Raw genomic sequence first — 18295 nt, 5'->3', positions numbered from 1 at the left:
TACGATAATTAGCATAAATATTATGTAGTAACGGGAGCTGCTGGCTCCCGTTTTTATTTGGAATGACATTTCTGGCAAGGGTCATCTCCCTTCCTCTGTTCTACGTCGGATATCAGGCTCGCGGACCTTTCCGTGATATTTCTCACATACCGAAAATTGCGACTACGCTGTTTGAAGGTTCTGATCACATCAGTGATGGAGAAGCTATGAGTTCATCGTGTATAGAAGAAGTCAGCATACCGGACAACCACTGGTATCGCATCGCAACTGAACTGCTCAGCCGGGCCGGGATCGCCGTTAACGGCGCTGCTCCTTCCGACATTCAGGTGAAAAATCCTGACTTTTTTAAACGGGTGTTACAGGAAGGTTCCCTCGGTCTTGGCGAAAGCTATATGGATGGCTGGTGGGAGTGCGAGCGGCTCGATCTCTTTTTCACTAAAGTGCTGCGCGCGGGGCTGGAAGAGCAACTGCCACGTCACCTGAAAGATACGCTGCGTATTCTTGGTGCCCGTTTGTTCAATCTGCAAACCAAAAAACGCGCCTGGATTGTCGGCAAAGAGCATTACGATCTCGGCAACGATCTGTTCAGCCGCATGCTCGACCCGTACATGCAGTACTCCTGCGGCTACTGGAAAGAGGCGGACAACCTGGAAGACGCCCAGCAGGCGAAGTTAAAACTTATCTGCGAAAAACTTCAGCTTAAGCCTGGCATGACGCTGCTGGATATCGGCTGCGGCTGGGGCGGATTGGCAGCGTTTGCCGCGCGCCATTATGGCGTATCGGTCACCGGCGTGACCATCTCCGCCGAGCAGCAAAAAATGGCGCAGGAACGCTGCCAGGGGCTGGATGTCACCATTCTGTTGCAGGATTACCGCGATCTCGATTCGCAGTTTGACCGCATCGTCTCGGTAGGCATGTTTGAGCATGTTGGTCCGAAAAACTACGCCACCTATTTTGAGGTTGCCGACCGCAATCTCAAGCCCGACGGGCTTTTCCTGCTGCATACCATCGGCTCACGGAAAACCGATAACAACGTCGACCCGTGGATTGATAAGTACATCTTTCCGAATGGCTGCCTGCCTTCGGCGCGCCAGATAGCCGCCGCCAGCGAGCCGCACTTCGTGATGGAAGACTGGCATAACTTCGGGGCGGACTACGATAAAACGCTGATGGCCTGGTATGCGCGCTTCCTGGCCGCCTGGCCGGAAATTGCGGATAACTATTCTGAGCGTTTTAAACGCATGTTTACCTATTATCTCAACGCCTGTGCGGGTGCCTTCCGCGCGCGGGATATCCAGCTGTGGCAGGTGGTCTTCAGCCGCGGCGTGGAAAACGGCCTGCGCGTCGCCCGTTAAGCGTCCACCCCGGCGCATGCCGGGGGCTTTTTGCCACTCTCTCTTCCTCGCTTTGTGATATTTCTCACGCTTTCGCGACGTTTCCTTCGATAAAAGTGATCCCGGCAGCAATCAGGTGACAGACACATGGAAACCGGTTTCCGTTTTGTTTCAAACTGAGCGCTATTCCCTCTGCCTGATTAAGGAAACATGTCATGAGTCTGTACCAGAGTATGGTCCATGTTATTGAAAATAAAATTACACCGCTGGCGGGTGCGATGGGGTCGCAGCGTCACGTGGTGTCTATCAGGGACGGTTTCCTTGCCGCCCTGCCGTTTATGATTATCGGTTCGTTTCTGCTGGTTTTTATCTTCCCGCCTTTCTCGCCGGATACGCAAATTGGCTTTTGTCGCGCATGGCTCGATCTATCGCTGAAATATCGCGAGCAGCTGATGCTGCCGTTTAATCTCAGCATGGGCGTCATGACGTTTTTTATCTCGGTCGGTATTGGCGCGAGTCTTGGCAAGCACTATAAGCTTGACCCTATCATGACCGGCCTGCTGGCGTTTATGGCCTTTCTGCTGGTGGCGGCGCCCTATAAAGACGGGCAAATTTCCACGCAGTATTTCTCAGGTCAGGGCATTTTCACCGCGCTTATTACCGCGATTTACGCGAGCGAAATGTATGCCTTTCTGAAGCGCCACAACATTACTATCCGCCTGCCAAAAGAGGTGCCGACCGGCGTCGCGCGCTCGTTTGAGATTTTGATCCCGGTCGTGGTCATTGTCCTTACGCTTCATCCGCTTAACCTTATCATTGAATCCACCACCGGCATGATCCTGCCGGAAGCGATTATGCACCTGCTTTCACCGCTGGTCGCGGCGTCTGACTCCCTCCCGGCCATTCTGATTTCCGTTTTGATCTGCCAGATCCTGTGGTTTGCCGGTATTCACGGCGCGCTGATCGTCACCGGCATTATGAACCCATTCTGGATGGCGAACCTCTCCGCCAACCAGGCCGCACTGGCGGCGGGCCAGGCGCTGCCACATATCTATCTGCAAGGGTTCTGGGATCACTACCTGCTGATTGGCGGTGTCGGCTCTACTCTCCCGCTGGCGTTCCTGCTGCTGCGCAGCCGCGCGGTGCACCTGCGTACCATCGGTAAAATGGGCGTCGTGCCGAGTATGTTTAACATCAACGAACCGATTTTGTTTGGCGCGCCGGTCATTATGAACCCGGTCTTTTTCCTGCCGTTTATTCTGGTGCCGATGGTGAACGCCGTTCTTGCCTGGACCGCGACCAAACTCGGCTGGCTGGCGCAGGTCGTCTCGCTGACGCCGTGGACCACGCCCGCGCCCATAGGCGCGTCGTGGGCTGCGAACTGGGCTTTCAGTCCGGTCATCATGTGCCTGATTTGTATGGTGATGTCGGCATTAATGTACTACCCGTTTGTGAAAGCCTACGAGCGCACCCTGCAAAAGCAGGAAGCGGCGCAGGACAACACCGAAGGTGACACTGTCACGAATAATGCCTGATTTTATTGCGCCTGCCCTGTTGGCAGGCGCCTGACTACGCTATGAGGATGGATATGCACTACTCATTTCCTGAAGGATTCTGGTGGGGCAGCGCCAGCTCGGCGCCGCAAACTGAGGGTGAAAGCCTGAGCCACGGCAAAACGCCAACAATATGGGATCACTGGTTCCGCCTGCAGCCAGAGCGTTTCCACCACGGCGTTGGCCCGGCGCAGACCTCCACGTTTTATCAGCACTGGAAAGAAGATATCGCGCTGCTGAAAGCGCTTAATCACAACACCTTCCGCACGTCCATCTCCTGGGCGCGCCTGATCCCCGATGGCACCGGCGCGGTGAATCAGGAAGCCGTCGCCTTCTACAATCAGGTAATTGATGAGCTTCTGCGCCAGGGCATTACGCCATTCATAAACCTGTTCCATTTCGATATGCCGTTAGCGCTGCAGGAACAGGGCGGCTTTGAGAACCGTAAAGTTATCGACGCGTTTGAAGCCTATGCCCGCACCTGCTTTGAACTGTTTGGCGACAGAGTGACGCACTGGTTTACCTTCAACGAGCCGATTGTGCCGGTGGAAGGCGGTTACCTCTATGACTTCCACTACCCGAACGTAGTCGATTTCCGCCGCGCCGCGACTGTCGCCTACCACACGATGCTGGCCCATGCCCGTGCGGTGAAGGCCTACCACGAGCGTAACGACGGCGGCGAAATCGGCATTATTCTGAACCTGACGCCCTCTTACCCTCGCTCGCAAAACCCGGCAGACGTGAAAGCGGCGCACATCGCCGATCTGATGTTTAACCGCAGCTTCCTTGATCCGGCGCTGCGCGGCAGTTACCCGGAAGATTTAGTCGCGCTGCTGGCGCAATACGATCAACTCCCTGCGTGCCAGCCCGGCGATAAAGAGCTGCTGGCGGCGGGTGTGGTGGATCTGCTCGGCATCAACTACTATCAGCCGCGTCGCATTCAGTGTCGTGATTCGCAGGTCAATCCGGAAAGCCCGTTCATGCCAGAGTGGTTCTTCAGCGCTTATGAAATGCCGGGCCGCAAAATGAACCCATATCGCGGCTGGGAAATTTATGAGAAGGGCGTCTACGACATCCTCACACGCCTGCGTGTAGAGTATGGCAACCCGCGCTGCTATATCTCAGAAAACGGCATGGGCGTTGAGAATGAGCAGCGCTTCGAGCGCGACGGACAGATTCAGGATGATTACCGCATCGAGTTTGTGCGCGACCACCTGAAATGGCTGCATAAGGGCATCAGCGAAGGCAGCCGCTGTCTGGGATACCACATGTGGACCTTCATTGATAACTGGTCCTGGTGCAACGCTTACAAGAACCGCTACGGCTTTGTATCGCTCGATCTGGAAAGCCAGAAACGCACGATCAAAAAGAGCGGTGAATGGTACCGCCAGGTAGCGGCCAGGAACGGGTTTGATGAGTAACCGAGTGGCGGCCTTCGCGCCGCCACGCTTTGCAGGAAAACACGATGTCCACCATTAATGATGTCGCGCGCCTGGCGCGCGTCTCGAAAGCCACTGTTTCCCGCGTACTTAGCGGCAATCGCGGCGTCAAGGAAGAGAGCCGTCTCGCGGTGCTGCGTGCCGCCGAGATGCTGAACTATCAGCCGAACGCCATTGCGCAGTCGCTCTCAAGCCAGATGACTCACTGCATCGGCGTGATTTGCGCCAGCGAACATATTCAGCAGGCCACTTGCTGGCTACAGGCGCTGGAAAAAGAGCTCAGCCGGCACGGTAAACACCTTCTGCTGCGTTTTGCGAGTACGCCGCAAGAGGTGACACGCGCCCGCGCCGAGCTGGATTCCGGCCTCTGCGACGCGCTGATGATTGTCGGGGCCCGCTTTCCTCTGCCCCCGCTTGATAACGACGTGATTCTGGTGGACTGTCTGAGTGCGGCAACCGCACAGGGGATTTTGTTCGACTGGTTGTTTGCCGCGCAGACGGCGGTGCAGTATTTATGCAGCCACCAGCGGCGCGATATCGCGCTGATTAACTTCCCGGCGGGCGATGCGGCAGCAGAGATCTTACAGGGCTATCGCCAGGCGGCGGAAAACCACCTGATCCCGTTTCATCGCCAGCGCGTCATTGAAGATGAGCCGGTGCTGCGTATCGCCCTGCAAAAGCTTATCAACAGCGGCGTGAAATTTAATGCGCTGCTGGTGACCGATGACAGCCAGGCGCGCGAAGCGGTGGCGATGCTGCGCGAATACCGTTTCGCGGTGCCGGAGCAGGTGCTGGTGTTCAGTCTTGAGAGTTCAGGGCGCGGTGTGGGGCTTGAGAGCGTTCCGGCCATCGGGTATTCGCTGGAGAGTATCGCCCGGCAGGCGGTGGCGCTGCTTTCAGGCGGCGCGCCGGGCGAACGGGTACGCGGAACGCTGGTGAGCGCCTGAGCGTACCCGCGATAGATTATTCGGCGGGGTGAAGCTGGGCGGTAATGGCTGCGGCGGCTTCGCGAGACGCCAGTACACGCTCAACCGTATCCACCACAGCCTGGGTCTGCGGATCGATTTCAATATTCACCCGCTGGCCCAGTTTTTTCGTGCCAAGCGTGGTGCGCTGGAGCGTTTCCGGAATCAGGAAAACGCAGAACCGCGTCGCCGTCACTTCACCTACCGTCAGGCTGATACCGTCAATGCCGATATAGCCTTTGTGCAGGATATACTTCATCAGCGTCGGATCCTGAATTTTAAACCAGATCTGCCGGTTATTTTCCGACGTCAGGATCTTCGCAACCTCCGCCGTGGTCATAATATGCCCGGACATTAAATGCCCGCCAATTTCATCGCTGAATTTCGCGGCGCGTTCAATGTTGACCACATCGCCGGTCTGTAAATCCCCAAGGTTAGTAATGCGCAGCGTTTCTTTCATTAAATCGAAGCTGACACGGTTGCCGTTAATTTCCGTTACCGTCAGGCAGCAGCCGTTGTGCGCCACCGATGCGCCTGTCTCAAGCCCCGGCAGCAGCTCATCTGGCAGCTCCACCACATGGGTGCGGAAATTCGGTTTTTCATCGATAGCCACGACTTTCGCGGTGCCCTGAACAATACCGGTAAACATATTTTGCCACTCCTGGATTCGCTAACATGGCGGCGCGCGGCCGCGAGATTCATAACCAGAACAATAACAGGTGGAATATGCCCTTGCCAGCCTGAGCGGTCTTAAGCGCATTATTTCACTGGCTTAATAGTGAACTCTCGCTACAATAGTCTGACTAATTCCCCTGCATTTTCTTCTTGCTGCCCGTTGCGGCGGCTTTTTTGTCTCTCAAATAACAACAATATACAGGTGTTCACGTGCAGAAGTATTTTGTCGAAGCGCGTCAGTTATTAGCTCTGGCAATCCCGGTGATTTTCGCGCAAATCGCCCAGACCTCGATGGGGGTTGTCGATACCGTTATGGCTGGTGGCTACAGCGCCACCGATATGGCAGCAGTTGCCATCGGAACCTCTATCTGGCTCCCCGCCATCCTCTTTGGTCACGGCCTGCTGCTGGCGCTTACGCCAGTCATCGCTCAGCTTAACGGCTCCGGTCGCCGCGACCGCATCGCGCATCAGGTGCAGCAAGGCTTTGTGCTGGCCGGGCTGGTCTCTGTGCTTATCATGCTGGTGTTGTGGAACGCCGGTTATATCATCCACGCGATGCACAATATCGACCCGGTTCTCGCCGACAAAGCGGTGAATTACCTGCGTGCGCTGCTGTGGGGCGCGCCGGGTTATCTTTTCTTTCAGGTGATGCGTAACCAGTGTGAAGGGCTCGCCAAAACCACGCCGGGCATGGCGATGGGCTTTATCGGCCTGCTGGTGAATATTCCTGTGAACTATATCTTCATTTATGGTCATTTTGGTATGCCGGAACTGGGCGGCGTCGGCTGCGGCGTGGCGACCGCGTCGGTGTACTGGGTGATGTTTTTCTGCATGCGCTTCTGGGTTAAACGCGCAGGCTCGATGCGTGATATTCGGCCTGAGCCCGCAAGCCGCCGCTTTGACTGGCCGGTTATCCGTCGTCTCGCGCAGATTGGTATGCCGGTGGCGCTGGCGCTGTTTTTTGAGGTCACGTTGTTTGCGGTCGTGGCGCTGTTAGTGTCGCCGCTCGGGATTGTCGATGTCGCGGGCCACCAGATTGCGCTCAACTTTAGCTCGCTCATGTTTGTACTGCCGATGTCGATGAGCGCCGCGGTGACCATTCGCGTCGGTTTCCGTCTCGGGCAGGGTTCGACGCTTGAGGCACAGACCTCGGCACGAACAGGCATTATCGTCGGCATCTGCCTTGCCGTGCTGACGGCCCTCTTTACTGTGGTATTCCGCGAGCCTATCGCCCTGCTCTATAACGACAACCCGGAAGTGGTTACACTCGCCTCGCATCTGATGCTGCTGGCGGCGATTTATCAGATTTCGGATTCGATTCAGGTGATCGGCAGTGGCGTCCTGCGTGGCTATAAAGACACGCGATCGATTTTCTTTATCACTTTCATCGCCTACTGGGTGCTGGGTCTGCCGAGCGGCTACATTCTGGGTCTGACCGACTGGGTCGTAGAACCCATGGGCCCGGCGGGCTTCTGGTTTGGCTTTATACTCGGCCTGACCTCTGCCGCTATCATGATGATGTGGCGTATGCGTTACCTGCAACGTCAGCCCTCGGAAACCATACTGGCGCGTGCCGCGCGTTAATCCAGACGCCGCCCCGAGGGCGGCGTTTTTTTATCCGTCTGACGCCTGCCTGCCCAACCCGCCGATCACTTTGTCAGCATTCTGCGCAAATACGCGGCAATCGCGTGAAATATGAAAGAAAATTGACGTTTTCCCCTTGCCAGCTGACGGGGCTGCCGTTAATATTCGTCCCCGCTGTCACACAGCAATGCGTTCATAGCTCAGTTGGTTAGAGCACCACCTTGACATGGTGGGGGTCGTTGGTTCGAGTCCAATTGAACGCACCATCCTAATGTGCGTCCGTAGCTCAGTTGGTTAGAGCACCACCTTGACATGGTGGGGGTCGGTGGTTCGAGTCCACTCGGACGCACCATTCAGTAGTCTTCAGGTTTCCTTTTCTGTTTCGTCCTAAACCTTCTGATACACCTCATCTCCCTTAGTCTTTCAGACTGTGCCTGCACATGATTTCGTATTATGCGGATTCTGTGGTAGTTACCAGTGGCAAATCTGATGAAGGTCATCATTACGCCCCTGCACCCTGCCGGTGACGGCGTTATGCAAGGTACGCACGCCCCAGACCGCTTCCTGCGCGCCGTCATACAGGCCGGACGGCTCGCGGTACGGCAGTCGGACGTCAAAATGAGAGTTAAGCAGGCTGTCGGCAAGGATTTATATATTCATTTTCCGGATGCTATCTACCAGTGTGCAGCAGTCAAACTCCGCACAAGACAGTAAACGCCAGGCGAACTGTAAGTCCGCTTCTCACAACTGGTTCATGAGGTCATATTTTAGGCTGTATTAGAGCTCTGTCATCAACGGTAACAAACCAAGATCCAGAAGCCTTATTTCTATATCATTTGCTTTACGGATGTGTTCTATGTTGTTTCCGTCAAATATTTCGTCGGTTGAAACCACTATAGTTCCTTTTTGCTTTTCACCGTCGGAAACCGGTACCACTTTAGCTGCCTCGGGTACTATTTCAGGTAAAACCACGTGGGGTAAATATAACATCCAGCCGACATATATCCTGTCAGGAAAAATATTACGATCATGGTACCAATAACCTTTTGAGTCTACTGATATCCATGTTTTGTTTTTTCCTTCAGCTAACAGGAGCAAGGAATCAATCATGTCCGAAGTATTCATAACCATCTGATCTATATCTATTATAAGGTTTGATTTTTTGGGGTTATCTATAAACTTCATAAAATGAGATATTGAGCAAGCCAGTCCATCGGGTTGACCATTCCATATAGACTCGTTGACTAAAGGATGGTTCTTTTTATAATGGCGTTGAAAAATATCCATTATATTTTTATTAGGTTCATCACCATTAAAAACAACATATTTTAATGCATCTTTCCTTGAGTAGCCAGTTAAATACCATGTTTGATTTTTTTTTCGTAAGATTTCTGATGACCAATGCACTTCTGTATAGTTCATTCACACAATCAGCTACTGTAATGTCGTATGCATTCAAAGAATGTATATTTATTGACGTATTAAACAGTTCATTCATGGTTGCCACCTCGTAATAATATCCTTATAATCTTTAAACAACTTTCTGAAATATTCATAACTTAAAGGTTGCATAAATATCCAAACCACTTTTAATGGCTGATTTACTGTTGCAACCGCCTGATGACGGGATGCTTGATTAATAGCACTATGGTTACCTGTCCACCACGGTTTCTTCGAATCATCATCCCTGAAAAACTGATCATACCGTGCCTTTGCTTCCCAAAACTGGCACAGCTTATCTTTCCACCCATCAAACGATACGCCGCAGTATTTAAACTCCTCTATCTGTTTCGTTTCAGGATTATAGAACGTCCCGCAGATACGTGTCTGGTAACTGATTGTCACCATGCTCCAGCGCGAACAACGCCTCACCATCGGCATCACTTTTCCCTCTGGCGGACAGCTTTTGCACTTCCTTTCATCTGTTTCCGTCTGAGCGGATGTCTGGTTTTTTGTATTTTCCGTACTTGCCGTTTCTGAATAATCCATGTCGTCTTCCCAGAAATCCGCATGGGTTTCTGAACTGACGATCATCGGCTCATTAAGTATCATATCATTTGCTTTGCCCTGATAAATGAATCCGGAAATCGATTTCTCACTGTTCTCAGCGATACTCTCTTCCACAGGAATATTTTCTTCTTCATCCATTATCCCGGCAGCTATTAACACACCGGTACAGGCACTGACAAGACAGGCTCCCGCTTCCTCCAGCCCCACAACCACGGCCTCTAAAACCAGTCCTGTCATTTACGGCATCCTTCTGATTTTATTCTTCGCAACATAAAGCAGATCTCTGTATTGTTGTTCAGGTGGCTGCTGACAAAGACAGAACTATATATTCCGTATGTACATCTGTCACTGTACACCAGTAAATTTATACCTTAAACACAAATATATTATGAATATACCAATCATTTCCCGAAAATGGCAAAACAAAGTTATATTTCTGTAAAAATTAAAGCTCTGTCATCAGTGGTAAAAAACCAAGATCCAGAAGCCTTATTTCTATATCGTTAGCTTTACGGATGTGTTCTATGTTGTTTCCGTCAAATATTTCGTCGGTTGAAACCACTATGGTTCCTTTTTGCTTTTCAGCAACTACAACAGGTATAACCTTCGACGCCTCGGTAATTAAATCTGGCAGTATTATTGCCGGAATATAAATCATCCACCCCACATACATCCGATCAGAAAATACATTCTTATTAGCGTTCCAGTAACCATTTGTGTTTATAGATGCATATACACCCTCTTTATTACAAATCAAAGACATTAAAAATTGAACAATTTTATTTATATTTACTTCAGCCTCATTACACGTAATGCTAATTTCTAGATTCGTTTTTTTTAAGTTTTCGATGTGTTTTTTTATATAGTTTATTGAACATACCTTACTATCGATTTCGCCATCCCACACTCCCTCAATAATAAGCGGATAGTCTTTTTTAATTAGGTTGCGCCATCTTTTAACGACTTCAGCCTCTGCGTTTTTATGGTCAAAAACCACATACTCTAGTGCTTTCTTTCTTGAATATCCTTTTTCATACCATCTTTTTTTAGTTCCCAACAATATATCAATTAATTCTGAAACATAAAAAAGCTCATCGAGACATAACTCTACTTTAGGAAACCCAGCATCTTCATAGTAAATATTTGCTGATATTCTTATCATGGCAACCACCTTGTAATTATATCTTTGAAACCCTTAAATATATTAGAAAAATAACGATAACTAACTGGCTGCATAAAAAACCAGACAATTTTTAATGGCTGATTTACTGACGCAACAGCCTGATGGCGCGCGGCTTGGCCTAGGCCACTTTTATATCCTTTCCACCATCCTTTGGGATCACCAAATGCATCAAAAAACTGATCATATCGTGCCTTTGCTTCCCAGAACTGGCACAGCTTATCTTTCCACCCATCAAACGATACGCCGCAGTATTTATATTCCTCTATCTCTTGTACTTGAAATCAATATTCTTATTAAGAATAAGCCAATATTATCTTTTATCCCCACACTCATATAGAGTCCATCCTGACACACCTTGATCTGTTGGATAAATAAAATCAATCCCAGACCATTTTGGTGAGACCATATCAGAGAACTGATACTCCCAGAAATACCATGCGGAACTTTTTAACTTATCGCCATCTTTACTATAAACAATAAAAAAAGATTGATTAGAAAAAAACCTTAAAAAACGACCAGCGATACCAAAAGGTTTATAGTTGGGACTATATGAAACAAAATAGCATGAATGCGAGTAATTCCATATTTTCCCGCTTGGCGCAGCCGTTTTATAAGCTAATATCTTAATAGTAAATAACATAGACAGCATTATAAAGAAAACCACAAAAAAAATATAACTATTTTTTTAAATAAATTAAGCAACTTTAGCACTCCTTGCTTGGTATTCTAATAAATCTAATTTACTGATATGAATAATAACGTCTACAGGTATTTTTTTTACTGTAGAATAAACAAAAAAATCCCCGGTTTTTATGTTGTTTTCTTTTTTGCATTTTTCTCTATACTCAATAAATGAATTATTGGTAACTCTATAATAATCATTACCATTTTTACTGACCACTTTACTTTCAAAAAGCTCATTTATTAAACTTGGTTTTATTACACCATGCCATCCCCAATAACCAAGAGGTTGATCATCCCCATCATTGATAAACTCATAGGTATCTCTCACATACAAACCAATTTGATTAATCTCAATCCTATAAAAACCGTCTTTATCATTAGAAACAATTAGGTTTAAAAATGCAATTTTAATGATAAAGCTACCAAGCGCACCATAAACATCATCTAATTCATCAGTAGCTTTTTCCCAGAGAGTACTCCCGATTGAGAAGTAATTAAATTGACTTTTTCTATCAAGCTCAATCGCGGATAACGCTTCATAATCGAGCGATATATTTTTTATCGAATGTGTTTTTAAATCGACTAAACCTTGTTTATACAGACAATCAATTATTGCGAGTAGCCCATTAGAAAGTTGCTTAACTCCCCCCTCTACTTTACCTAAAGTATCATTAAACTCTCGCACTGTAGAAATGCTTTTCAGAAAATTGTCAATTGCTGGCGATACTCTTGCTGACGCAGTATAAAGCCACTCAAACGGAATATCATCTACTATATGACATTCATCTATTAGAGCCATGTCAACTTTGTTAAGTTTCTCTTGCTTACTCATTTCATAAAGAGGATCACTAAACCATTTTCTCATGAATTTAGCTGCAACAACCCACCCCATTTTTTCCATTACCTCAGGTATATCTGTTATTTTAAACAGCCGAACAGACACTTTTTGCTGATTATCTTCCTGTTCAGTGAGGCTGGATTTAACCTTCATCTCACCCATGATATTAACCTATTATCAATGATTCTTGTCTTAGGATAGTTAACTCAACTTCATGTTTTTCTTTATGGCTCATAATATAAGTACACCCTTTATTATTAGAAACATTTTCCACTTTCTCTCCTGATGATAATGTCAGTCTATATGCTATTCCTGCGGCCGGCTCATTTGTTCTGTCATCAAGCAGAATAAAACCTCTGCTATAAATACCCTCCTTACCGGGCAGATAGGGGAATTCAACCTGCCGGGATTTGCTTGCTCCCAGATAAGTCTTCTCCACCTTCCTCAGATATACCTGCGGGGTGCCGTACTCTATTTTCCCGGCTTCCAGCTTCAGATAGCTTCCGCCGCCGATTAAGGTGATGCGCTTTTTGCCTGCAAAGGAAATATCACTCACCGATGTGAGGGTGACTTTCTTCTCTGCCGCGAGCTGCATGCCGCCGTTCTGTGCCTGCACCTCCAGCGGGCCCTCGCCTGATTTCAGGCTCAGCGGCCCGCTGTGGGCAAACAGCCCCAGTGTTTCACCCGCCAGTGCAGTCATGTTGCCCATCACGCCCACGCTGATGTCGCCACCCGCACTCACTGCCACATTCTTCGTGGCCGTAAGCTGCGTGTGCTCACCGCTGGTGAATGCCATACCGTCCGGGGCCTGCATGTGAATCAGCTCGTTCAGCGGTTTCAGCCGCTCGCTGAACATCGCGCTCTGGCTGGCGATGTCTGCCTGCAGCGCGTTCGCGGCGTCAGCTGCAGCGGAGAGCTGCGCTATCTGCTGCAGGCACAGGTCGATTTCCTTCAGCGCTGTCTCCCGGTCCAGCACCTCGCCGGCCGCCTCCTGCTGCCCGTCGGCGCTGATGAACAACCCCTTCGCCACGCGAATCACACCATATTCATCGGTGCGCAGCTCAAAGCCCGCACCGCGCGGTTTATCCTGCCCGTCCACCAGTTGCCCTTCGCCGAGCTGCGTTTTGCCGTATTCGGTGGACAGGTGGATGTGCTCTTCGCCCCGTTTATCTTCCATACGCAGTTCGTTCTGCGCGGGTGTGAGTAGGATATTCCGGCTGCGGTTGTCACGGTTCACCACATCCGGGTGTGCCGAATCATGAAAGGCGTGCGCGATATAGGGCCGGTCCGGGTCGCCGCTGTCAAAGGCGACGGACACCTCCGTGCCGGCCAGTAGCGGCGTGTGCCAGCCGTATGTCTCGCCCGCATACGGCTTCGCCAGGCGTACCCACAGGTAGCTGTAGCCGCTCTCGCTGCCCTCGTGATCCATATACAGCCTCACGCGGTAACGGCCCGCGTCGTCCAGCCAGGCGTACGTGTCCTTCGGGTCCCGGCTTTCCACCCGCGCCGGCACCGTGCCGTGTATTTCCGGGCGCGGGATTTCTGGCGGGCGGTAGCAGTAGCGTTCACTGTAGGGCATCCCCCACACCGACACATGCAGCCGCGAATCGCGCGAGGCGCGAAAGGTGGTGAGCGTGATAATCACCCCCTCTTTCAGCGCGCGGATGACATCGCCCTGCGGCTCCAGCACCATCCCCGGCGTAAGCGCGCCGGCATTGCTGAAAAGATGCACCCGCAGCGAGTTATTGAGCTCACGCTCATGGTGAATCCGGGCGTAAAACGCCCCGCTCTCGCTTTCCGGTTCGGGATCGGTGTCGTCGCCCTGCGCCCGATACGGCTCCGCGTAGCGGTAGTGTTCGCCGGTGGTGACCGCCGCGCTACGCACCCTGACGGTGGCGTCCAGCGGCGTGGTGGCGGCGGGGTAATGATAATCACGGGTATGCACCCGGCCGGTGACGGCGTTATGCCAGGTCCGCACGCCCCACACCGCCTCCTGCGCGCCGTCATGCAGACCGGACGGCTCGCGGTACGGCAGGCGAACGTCAAAATGATAGTTAAGCTGAGTGTCGGCAAAAATCGTCACATCCAGACCGCGCACGCTGTCCATTTCCGTGCGCCACCAGATCCCCACTTCTGACAGCAGCCGCTGAATAAATTCAAGGTCAGTCTCGCGCCACTGGGTGATAAGCTCACGCTCCGGGTATTCCCGCTCCAGCCGGAAATCAAAATCCGCCCCTTCCAGGCCATGCTCGCGCAGTACCTGCTCCACCACTTCGGGCACCGACTGGTTGAGAAACACGCGACACTGACGCGTGTGAGACAGCAGCGCCAGCCGGGAGGAGAGCGTCACGCTGTAGTGCGACTGATCCGCCGTGGTAGAGAGCCACTCCAGCCGGGTAAGGATGCCGTAAATCGTTCTGCCGCCCCGCATCCTGAGGCTTGCGTATTTCATCAGCATCTGTTCGGGCAGGAGGCCTGCCTGCGGGGTGGTAAACTCGATATTCCAGAAAAACGGTTCGCTTAAGGCCTCACGCCCACGAAAACGCAGCACGTCCGGTGTGATATCACTGTTGTGGATCACCAGCCCATACCGTGACAGACTCTCCTGGGGCTTGCCCCCATTATCCGTGTTCATAGATCATTCCTTTGTCTCCACCAGATTGAGCCAGCCGTCACCCAGCTCCACCACTCCTGGTTTATCCGGGTCAAGATCCTCCCTGGAAAGCACCAGTCGCCAGCGGTTGTCTTTGACGTCAGGATGGTTAAACAGCCCCACTACCGCTACAAACTGTGCGTTTTCTTCCATCGACATATCAAGCGTGACATTGCCATTCGGGATGATGAGCAACTCGCGGGAAGCCAGCAGATCGTCTTTCAGCACGGTGTCCGCATTCTGCAATAACGAGCCGTAATCAGCCGCATCGAGAGTTTTACGATCTTTAAGCTGATAAACTCTGACCATGGTCGCAAGCGGCGTCTGGTCACCATCCACGTTAAGCGCCGCTCGGGCAGAAAAATCGAGATGTAGTGTTTTGATCTTTTTATAAAACACCGATTTCGCCATACTGACCGTCCCGTCTTTCACCGCCTGGGTAAGACCACAACCCGTCATGACGCAGCACAGCGCGAGCGTTATCGCATGCCATCCTTTGTTTGGCATAAATGTATTCCTTTCTGAAAAATGGTTAGTCGAAGCGGTAACTGCCCTCTGCGGCAAGCGGCAATACCGTGCAACTCAGGCTTTCATAACATCCCAGGCTGACCGTGATGCACTGGCGGTTATCGCTGAGTTTGCCGCCTTTCAAACCCAGCAGGCCTGTGCGGCCAAGCTGAATGCGCCGATGTTTCGCAAGCTTTGGTTCAGGGAGTAAATGTACCGGCACTGTCAGGCGAAGCCGTGCGTCACTGCGATAGCCGAGATAAACCCGCATCAGCGCCAGCAAATCAGTATGCAATTGCCCGCCCGGCAGCCAGCCTGCAGCCTCCTGCGGATTGCGGGTGAATAATGTAATGAGCACCCGACTGTTTGCATCACGCGCCATTTTTCCGAGTGTCGCACGCTGCGCTAAACGTACTCGTTCGCCTCCCCCCAGCCCGCTGCGGTTTGTCACCCGCACTTTTACAGGATCGCGCTCAGAGATCTCTGCCCGTGTGTCTGGTGCCAGCAGAGTCACCAGCGCGCGTATTCCCTCAGCATTTCGCGTCGGTAAGCGCATGGCGCCGAGCAGCGCGAGAAAACGCGAAACGGGGGTAGCGATATGTTCTGCCGTGCCGGGAATGCCAAGTCCGACCAGCCCAAGCAGGCATTGAGAAGTGGCATCTGTCCCGCCGGGCTCAAACGTGGCCGGGTATGCATATTTTCGCCAGATGCGGTAATACTGTGTGGCGATACGGTGACCGAAGATATCCAGAAACGAGGAGACGGCTTCCTGCCCTTCGCGCCGCTGGGCGATATCATCCAGATAGTTGCCCGGTAGCGGCGAGTCGACGCCGTACATGCCGAGAAACGTAGTGCGTACCGCGGGCGGGGAGCCGGGGTGTTCGTCATCCGTTTCCACGCGGCGTAATTCACTGGCCGGAAATCCCATGCCCGGCCAGGAGCGAAACCGCACCGGATCATTTTCAGGGTAGCTGGTGCTTCCCAGGAGCGGATGGTCAGGATGTTCCTGCTCAAGCAACTGGCAGAAGCGATAGAAATTAACGCGCCAGATCTCCTCGCCTAATTGCTGCGTCAGCCCGGTATGTGCTGGCTGTGGTTCTCGCGCCATCTCAGTCTCTTCCCTGTCGGTTGCAATACCAGCGTGAGCTGATTAAAAAGATGAATATCCGCGTAAAGTGCAAAGAAGCGATGCAGCATTTCACCAAACAGATTCACATCGCCCTCACCGGCAAAATGCTGCGTGTCCAGAGTCACTTCGATATCCACCCCTCTTTGCATAAACCCCTGTTCAAAGCGACGTATAAGGGTGTGTTTCACCGCGACGATTGCGTCAAGACGTCGGCGATTCATCTCATCGTCGGTCCAGTCGTAGAGCGCCAGCGTGCCGCGCAACACCTCGGGGTTGTCCATCATGCTGAGAAAGTTCGACCCCAGGTGACTCATTACGCGCCAGTGAAAACGATCGCTCGCAGGGGGATACAACGGCATCGTGGGTGCCGTGAGGTTAATCACGCTGACCGGCACTTTGCCAATTTTCACTACCCGGTCAATCAGCGTGCTTTGCAACGCTTTGCGGGGAAGCTGGCCATTGGTGCCGGTGATACGCATTGAGAGCGATTCCGGTTTTTCCGCCAGTTGTTCTATTTCAAACGAGCGGCCACCAAGAATCAGCCAGGTATCGTGCAGGCCAGACGGGCCGCGCTTCACACGGGTATGGAAGTAGCGCTCTGGCGCATCGAACCGCATCATGCCGCCCCTGTGGCGAAAACTGGTAAAGGGCACATAAGGATGCTTACCGTTTTTCACAGCGCCGTGAATGTCATCAACGCTGTAAATTTCCGTATGGCCGTCCTGAAGACGCAGCGGCCGCAACAGGTACTCATTTTCCAGTGGATTGAGCGTCAGCGGATCAGCTTCCAGCGTGAAAAGGTTGATTACCGGCGCGCAGTGCAGACGAAAGTTTTCGGTTTCAAACGGCAGATCGGCAGGCCATCCTTCTGTGAGGACAATATCGATTTCAAACCAGTCACTTTCGGCAGTGAGTCCAATGGATTCCAGCCCACACAACTCGACAAACATAAACTTCTGCCGGAAGCTGAAATACTCCAGCAGTAACTGATAGCCACTGAACGCGGAGTCGCCTTTCGGCCACAGCCGGTCCGTATCATCAAAACCCATCGGGCGAAACCAGCCGTCAAAGCGCAGGCGCTCGGCGTGGGTGATGCTGTGGCGCGCATACATGGCATGCACACGGCGCGTTAATGCCAGATGAAGCGCAGAACTCACCGGGCTTTCCGCGTTAAGAAAAATGGCGACTTTATCGATGCCGGATTTCGCCCAGTCCACTTTCTGGCTGCATGCAAAACGCAGACGAATGGCGGAACGCCCGTCAGGTTCAGTGTGCAGGCGAGCCTCAGTGAGACTAATCGGTTGCAGCGTTATCTCGCGGGTAGTGCGATACTGGCAGGCCGTTTTCTGGGGGCCGACCGGACGAGATAAAACGGAAAAGCCTTCCGGTAAGGATTCCGACTGCCTGAGCCCGCGCCAGTCGGGCGAAAACTCCACGATCGACAGCGACGGAATGGTACGCATATAGTGCGGCCACAACAGGCTGACCAGCCCTTCCGTGAGTTCGGGGAGATCGTCATCAAGCTTTTCACGAAGCCGCCCCATCAAAAACGCAAACCCTTCAAACAGGCGTTCGACGTAAGGATCGCGAGCGCCGGGCTTGTCCAGATTGAGCATCGCTGCACGGTCAGGGTGCGCGCGGGAAAACTCCTTTCCGGCTTCGCGCAGATAGCGCATTTCTGCCTCGTAGTAGCGCAGTGTTAAATCATCCATGCACAAGGTTCCTGATGGTCATTAGAAGT

The 18295-nt window shown here is 51.9% G+C and carries 17 protein-coding genes and 2 tRNA genes; 8 read left to right on the top strand and 11 right to left on the bottom strand.

Annotation, left to right across the window (positions count from 1 at the left end):
- The first annotated feature begins 206 nt into the window (after positions 1–206).
- The 4 genes from cfa to ACUW6V_RS20155 all read left to right on the top strand — a co-directional run bounded on the left by cfa (position 207) and on the right by ACUW6V_RS20155 (position 5273).
- Positions 207–1355, top strand: a complete 1149-nt coding sequence (cfa, locus tag ACUW6V_RS20170) for a cyclopropane fatty acyl phospholipid synthase (protein WP_007891825.1) — start codon at positions 207–209, stop codon at positions 1353–1355.
- A gap of 194 nt (positions 1356–1549) precedes the next feature.
- Positions 1550–2869 (top strand): PTS sugar transporter subunit IIC, encoded by a 1320-nt coding sequence (locus tag ACUW6V_RS20165; protein WP_454038824.1) that lies wholly within the window; start codon positions 1550–1552, stop codon positions 2867–2869.
- Between the two features lie 53 nt (positions 2870–2922).
- Entirely contained in the window at positions 2923–4308 is a 1386-nt protein-coding gene (locus ACUW6V_RS20160) for a glycoside hydrolase family 1 protein (protein WP_454038823.1), read from the top strand.
- Positions 4309–4352: 44 nt separating this feature from the next.
- The gene (locus ACUW6V_RS20155; protein ID WP_032989678.1) at positions 4353–5273 is read left to right on the top strand and encodes a LacI family DNA-binding transcriptional regulator; all 921 of its coding nucleotides are present in this window, start codon (positions 4353–4355) and stop codon (positions 5271–5273) included.
- 16 nt (positions 5274–5289) lie between these two features.
- Here ACUW6V_RS20155 and ACUW6V_RS20150 read toward each other — a convergent pair whose 3' ends face one another.
- Complete coding sequence (locus tag ACUW6V_RS20150) at positions 5290–5940, bottom strand: riboflavin synthase (protein ID WP_007849599.1); 651 nt, start codon at positions 5938–5940, stop codon at positions 5290–5292.
- Positions 5941–6176: 236 nt separating this feature from the next.
- Here ACUW6V_RS20150 and mdtK point away from each other — a divergent pair, with 236 nt between their 5' ends.
- The 4 genes from mdtK to ACUW6V_RS20130 all read left to right on the top strand — a co-directional run bounded on the left by mdtK (position 6177) and on the right by ACUW6V_RS20130 (position 8264).
- On the top strand, positions 6177–7550 hold the full coding sequence (gene mdtK / locus ACUW6V_RS20145) for an MdtK family multidrug efflux MATE transporter (RefSeq protein ID WP_014729006.1): 1374 nt from the start codon (positions 6177–6179) through the stop codon (positions 7548–7550).
- Between the two features lie 189 nt (positions 7551–7739).
- A tRNA-Val gene (locus tag ACUW6V_RS20140) sits at positions 7740–7816 on the top strand.
- A gap of 9 nt (positions 7817–7825) precedes the next feature.
- Positions 7826–7902: transfer RNA gene (locus ACUW6V_RS20135), tRNA-Val, on the top strand.
- A gap of 137 nt (positions 7903–8039) precedes the next feature.
- Entirely contained in the window at positions 8040–8264 is a 225-nt protein-coding gene (locus ACUW6V_RS20130; RefSeq protein WP_454038822.1) for a hypothetical protein, read from the top strand.
- A gap of 63 nt (positions 8265–8327) precedes the next feature.
- Here ACUW6V_RS20130 and ACUW6V_RS20125 read toward each other — a convergent pair whose 3' ends face one another.
- The 10 genes from ACUW6V_RS20125 to tssF form a co-directional block, all read right to left on the bottom strand.
- The gene (locus tag ACUW6V_RS20125; protein WP_454038821.1) at positions 8328–8972 is read right to left on the bottom strand and encodes an Imm52 family immunity protein; all 645 of its coding nucleotides are present in this window, start codon (positions 8970–8972) and stop codon (positions 8328–8330) included.
- A gap of 72 nt (positions 8973–9044) precedes the next feature.
- The gene (locus ACUW6V_RS20120; protein ID WP_454038820.1) at positions 9045–9797 is read right to left on the bottom strand and encodes a Tox-REase-5 domain-containing protein; all 753 of its coding nucleotides are present in this window, start codon (positions 9795–9797) and stop codon (positions 9045–9047) included.
- 208 nt (positions 9798–10005) lie between these two features.
- Positions 10006–10722 (bottom strand): Imm52 family immunity protein, encoded by a 717-nt coding sequence (locus ACUW6V_RS20115; RefSeq protein ID WP_088277903.1) that lies wholly within the window; start codon positions 10720–10722, stop codon positions 10006–10008.
- Complete coding sequence (locus ACUW6V_RS20110; RefSeq protein WP_265093839.1) at positions 10719–11009, bottom strand: restriction endonuclease fold toxin 5 domain-containing protein; 291 nt, start codon at positions 11007–11009, stop codon at positions 10719–10721. The genes ACUW6V_RS20115 and ACUW6V_RS20110 overlap by 4 nt, the downstream gene beginning before the upstream one ends.
- A 44-nt stretch (positions 11010–11053) precedes the next feature.
- A complete protein-coding gene (locus ACUW6V_RS20105) occupies positions 11054–11392 on the bottom strand; it encodes a hypothetical protein (RefSeq protein WP_072001900.1) in 339 nt (112 codons plus the stop codon).
- A gap of 45 nt (positions 11393–11437) precedes the next feature.
- Positions 11438–12427, bottom strand: coding sequence for a DUF6402 family protein (locus ACUW6V_RS20100; protein WP_454038819.1), 990 nt, complete (start codon positions 12425–12427; stop codon positions 11438–11440).
- 4 nt (positions 12428–12431) lie between these two features.
- Positions 12432–14900: a type VI secretion system Vgr family protein gene (locus tag ACUW6V_RS20095; RefSeq protein ID WP_454038818.1), complete on the bottom strand. Its 2469-nt coding sequence runs from the start codon at positions 14898–14900 to the stop codon at positions 12432–12434.
- Positions 14901–14903: 3 nt separating this feature from the next.
- Positions 14904–15425 (bottom strand): type VI secretion system lipoprotein TssJ, encoded by a 522-nt coding sequence (tssJ, locus tag ACUW6V_RS20090; RefSeq protein ID WP_454038817.1) that lies wholly within the window; start codon positions 15423–15425, stop codon positions 14904–14906.
- 25 nt (positions 15426–15450) lie between these two features.
- Positions 15451–16533: a type VI secretion system baseplate subunit TssG gene (gene tssG, locus ACUW6V_RS20085; RefSeq protein ID WP_069684137.1), complete on the bottom strand. Its 1083-nt coding sequence runs from the start codon at positions 16531–16533 to the stop codon at positions 15451–15453.
- Positions 16497–18266, bottom strand: coding sequence for a type VI secretion system baseplate subunit TssF (gene tssF, locus ACUW6V_RS20080; protein WP_069684136.1), 1770 nt, complete (start codon positions 18264–18266; stop codon positions 16497–16499). The genes tssG and tssF overlap by 37 nt, the downstream gene beginning before the upstream one ends.
- Positions 18267–18295 lie beyond the last annotated feature (29 nt).

This window comes from Cronobacter sp. 153480017-3 (assembly GCF_053627815.1).
This window is presented reverse-complemented; position numbering and strand designations above follow the sequence as displayed.

What these genes read in the sequence shown, in the direction of transcription:
- cfa (WP_007891825.1), top strand. Translation starts at nt 207, where the DNA reads ATGAGTTCATCGTGTATAGAAGAAGTCAGCATACCGGACAACCACTGG.
- ACUW6V_RS20165 (WP_454038824.1), top strand. Translation starts at nt 1,550, where the DNA reads ATGAGTCTGTACCAGAGTATGGTCCATGTTATTGAAAATAAAATTACA.
- ACUW6V_RS20160 (WP_454038823.1), top strand. Translation starts at nt 2,923, where the DNA reads ATGCACTACTCATTTCCTGAAGGATTCTGGTGGGGCAGCGCCAGCTCG.
- ACUW6V_RS20155 (WP_032989678.1), top strand. Translation starts at nt 4,353, where the DNA reads ATGTCCACCATTAATGATGTCGCGCGCCTGGCGCGCGTCTCGAAAGCC.
- ACUW6V_RS20150 (WP_007849599.1), bottom strand. Translation starts at nt 5,940, where the DNA reads ATGTTTACCGGTATTGTTCAGGGCACCGCGAAAGTCGTGGCTATCGAT.
- ACUW6V_RS20130 (WP_454038822.1), top strand. Translation starts at nt 8,040, where the DNA reads ATGAAGGTCATCATTACGCCCCTGCACCCTGCCGGTGACGGCGTTATG.
- ACUW6V_RS20125 (WP_454038821.1), bottom strand. Translation starts at nt 8,972, where the DNA reads ATGAACTATACAGAAGTGCATTGGTCATCAGAAATCTTACGAAAAAAA.
- ACUW6V_RS20120 (WP_454038820.1), bottom strand. Translation starts at nt 9,797, where the DNA reads ATGACAGGACTGGTTTTAGAGGCCGTGGTTGTGGGGCTGGAGGAAGCG.
- ACUW6V_RS20115 (WP_088277903.1), bottom strand. Translation starts at nt 10,722, where the DNA reads ATGATAAGAATATCAGCAAATATTTACTATGAAGATGCTGGGTTTCCT.
- ACUW6V_RS20105 (WP_072001900.1), bottom strand. Translation starts at nt 11,392, where the DNA reads ATGCTGTCTATGTTATTTACTATTAAGATATTAGCTTATAAAACGGCT.
- ACUW6V_RS20100 (WP_454038819.1), bottom strand. Translation starts at nt 12,427, where the DNA reads ATGGGTGAGATGAAGGTTAAATCCAGCCTCACTGAACAGGAAGATAAT.
- ACUW6V_RS20095 (WP_454038818.1), bottom strand. Translation starts at nt 14,900, where the DNA reads ATGAACACGGATAATGGGGGCAAGCCCCAGGAGAGTCTGTCACGGTAT.
- tssJ (WP_454038817.1), bottom strand. Translation starts at nt 15,425, where the DNA reads ATGCCAAACAAAGGATGGCATGCGATAACGCTCGCGCTGTGCTGCGTC.
- tssG (WP_069684137.1), bottom strand. Translation starts at nt 16,533, where the DNA reads ATGGCGCGAGAACCACAGCCAGCACATACCGGGCTGACGCAGCAATTA.
- tssF (WP_069684136.1), bottom strand. Translation starts at nt 18,266, where the DNA reads ATGGATGATTTAACACTGCGCTACTACGAGGCAGAAATGCGCTATCTG.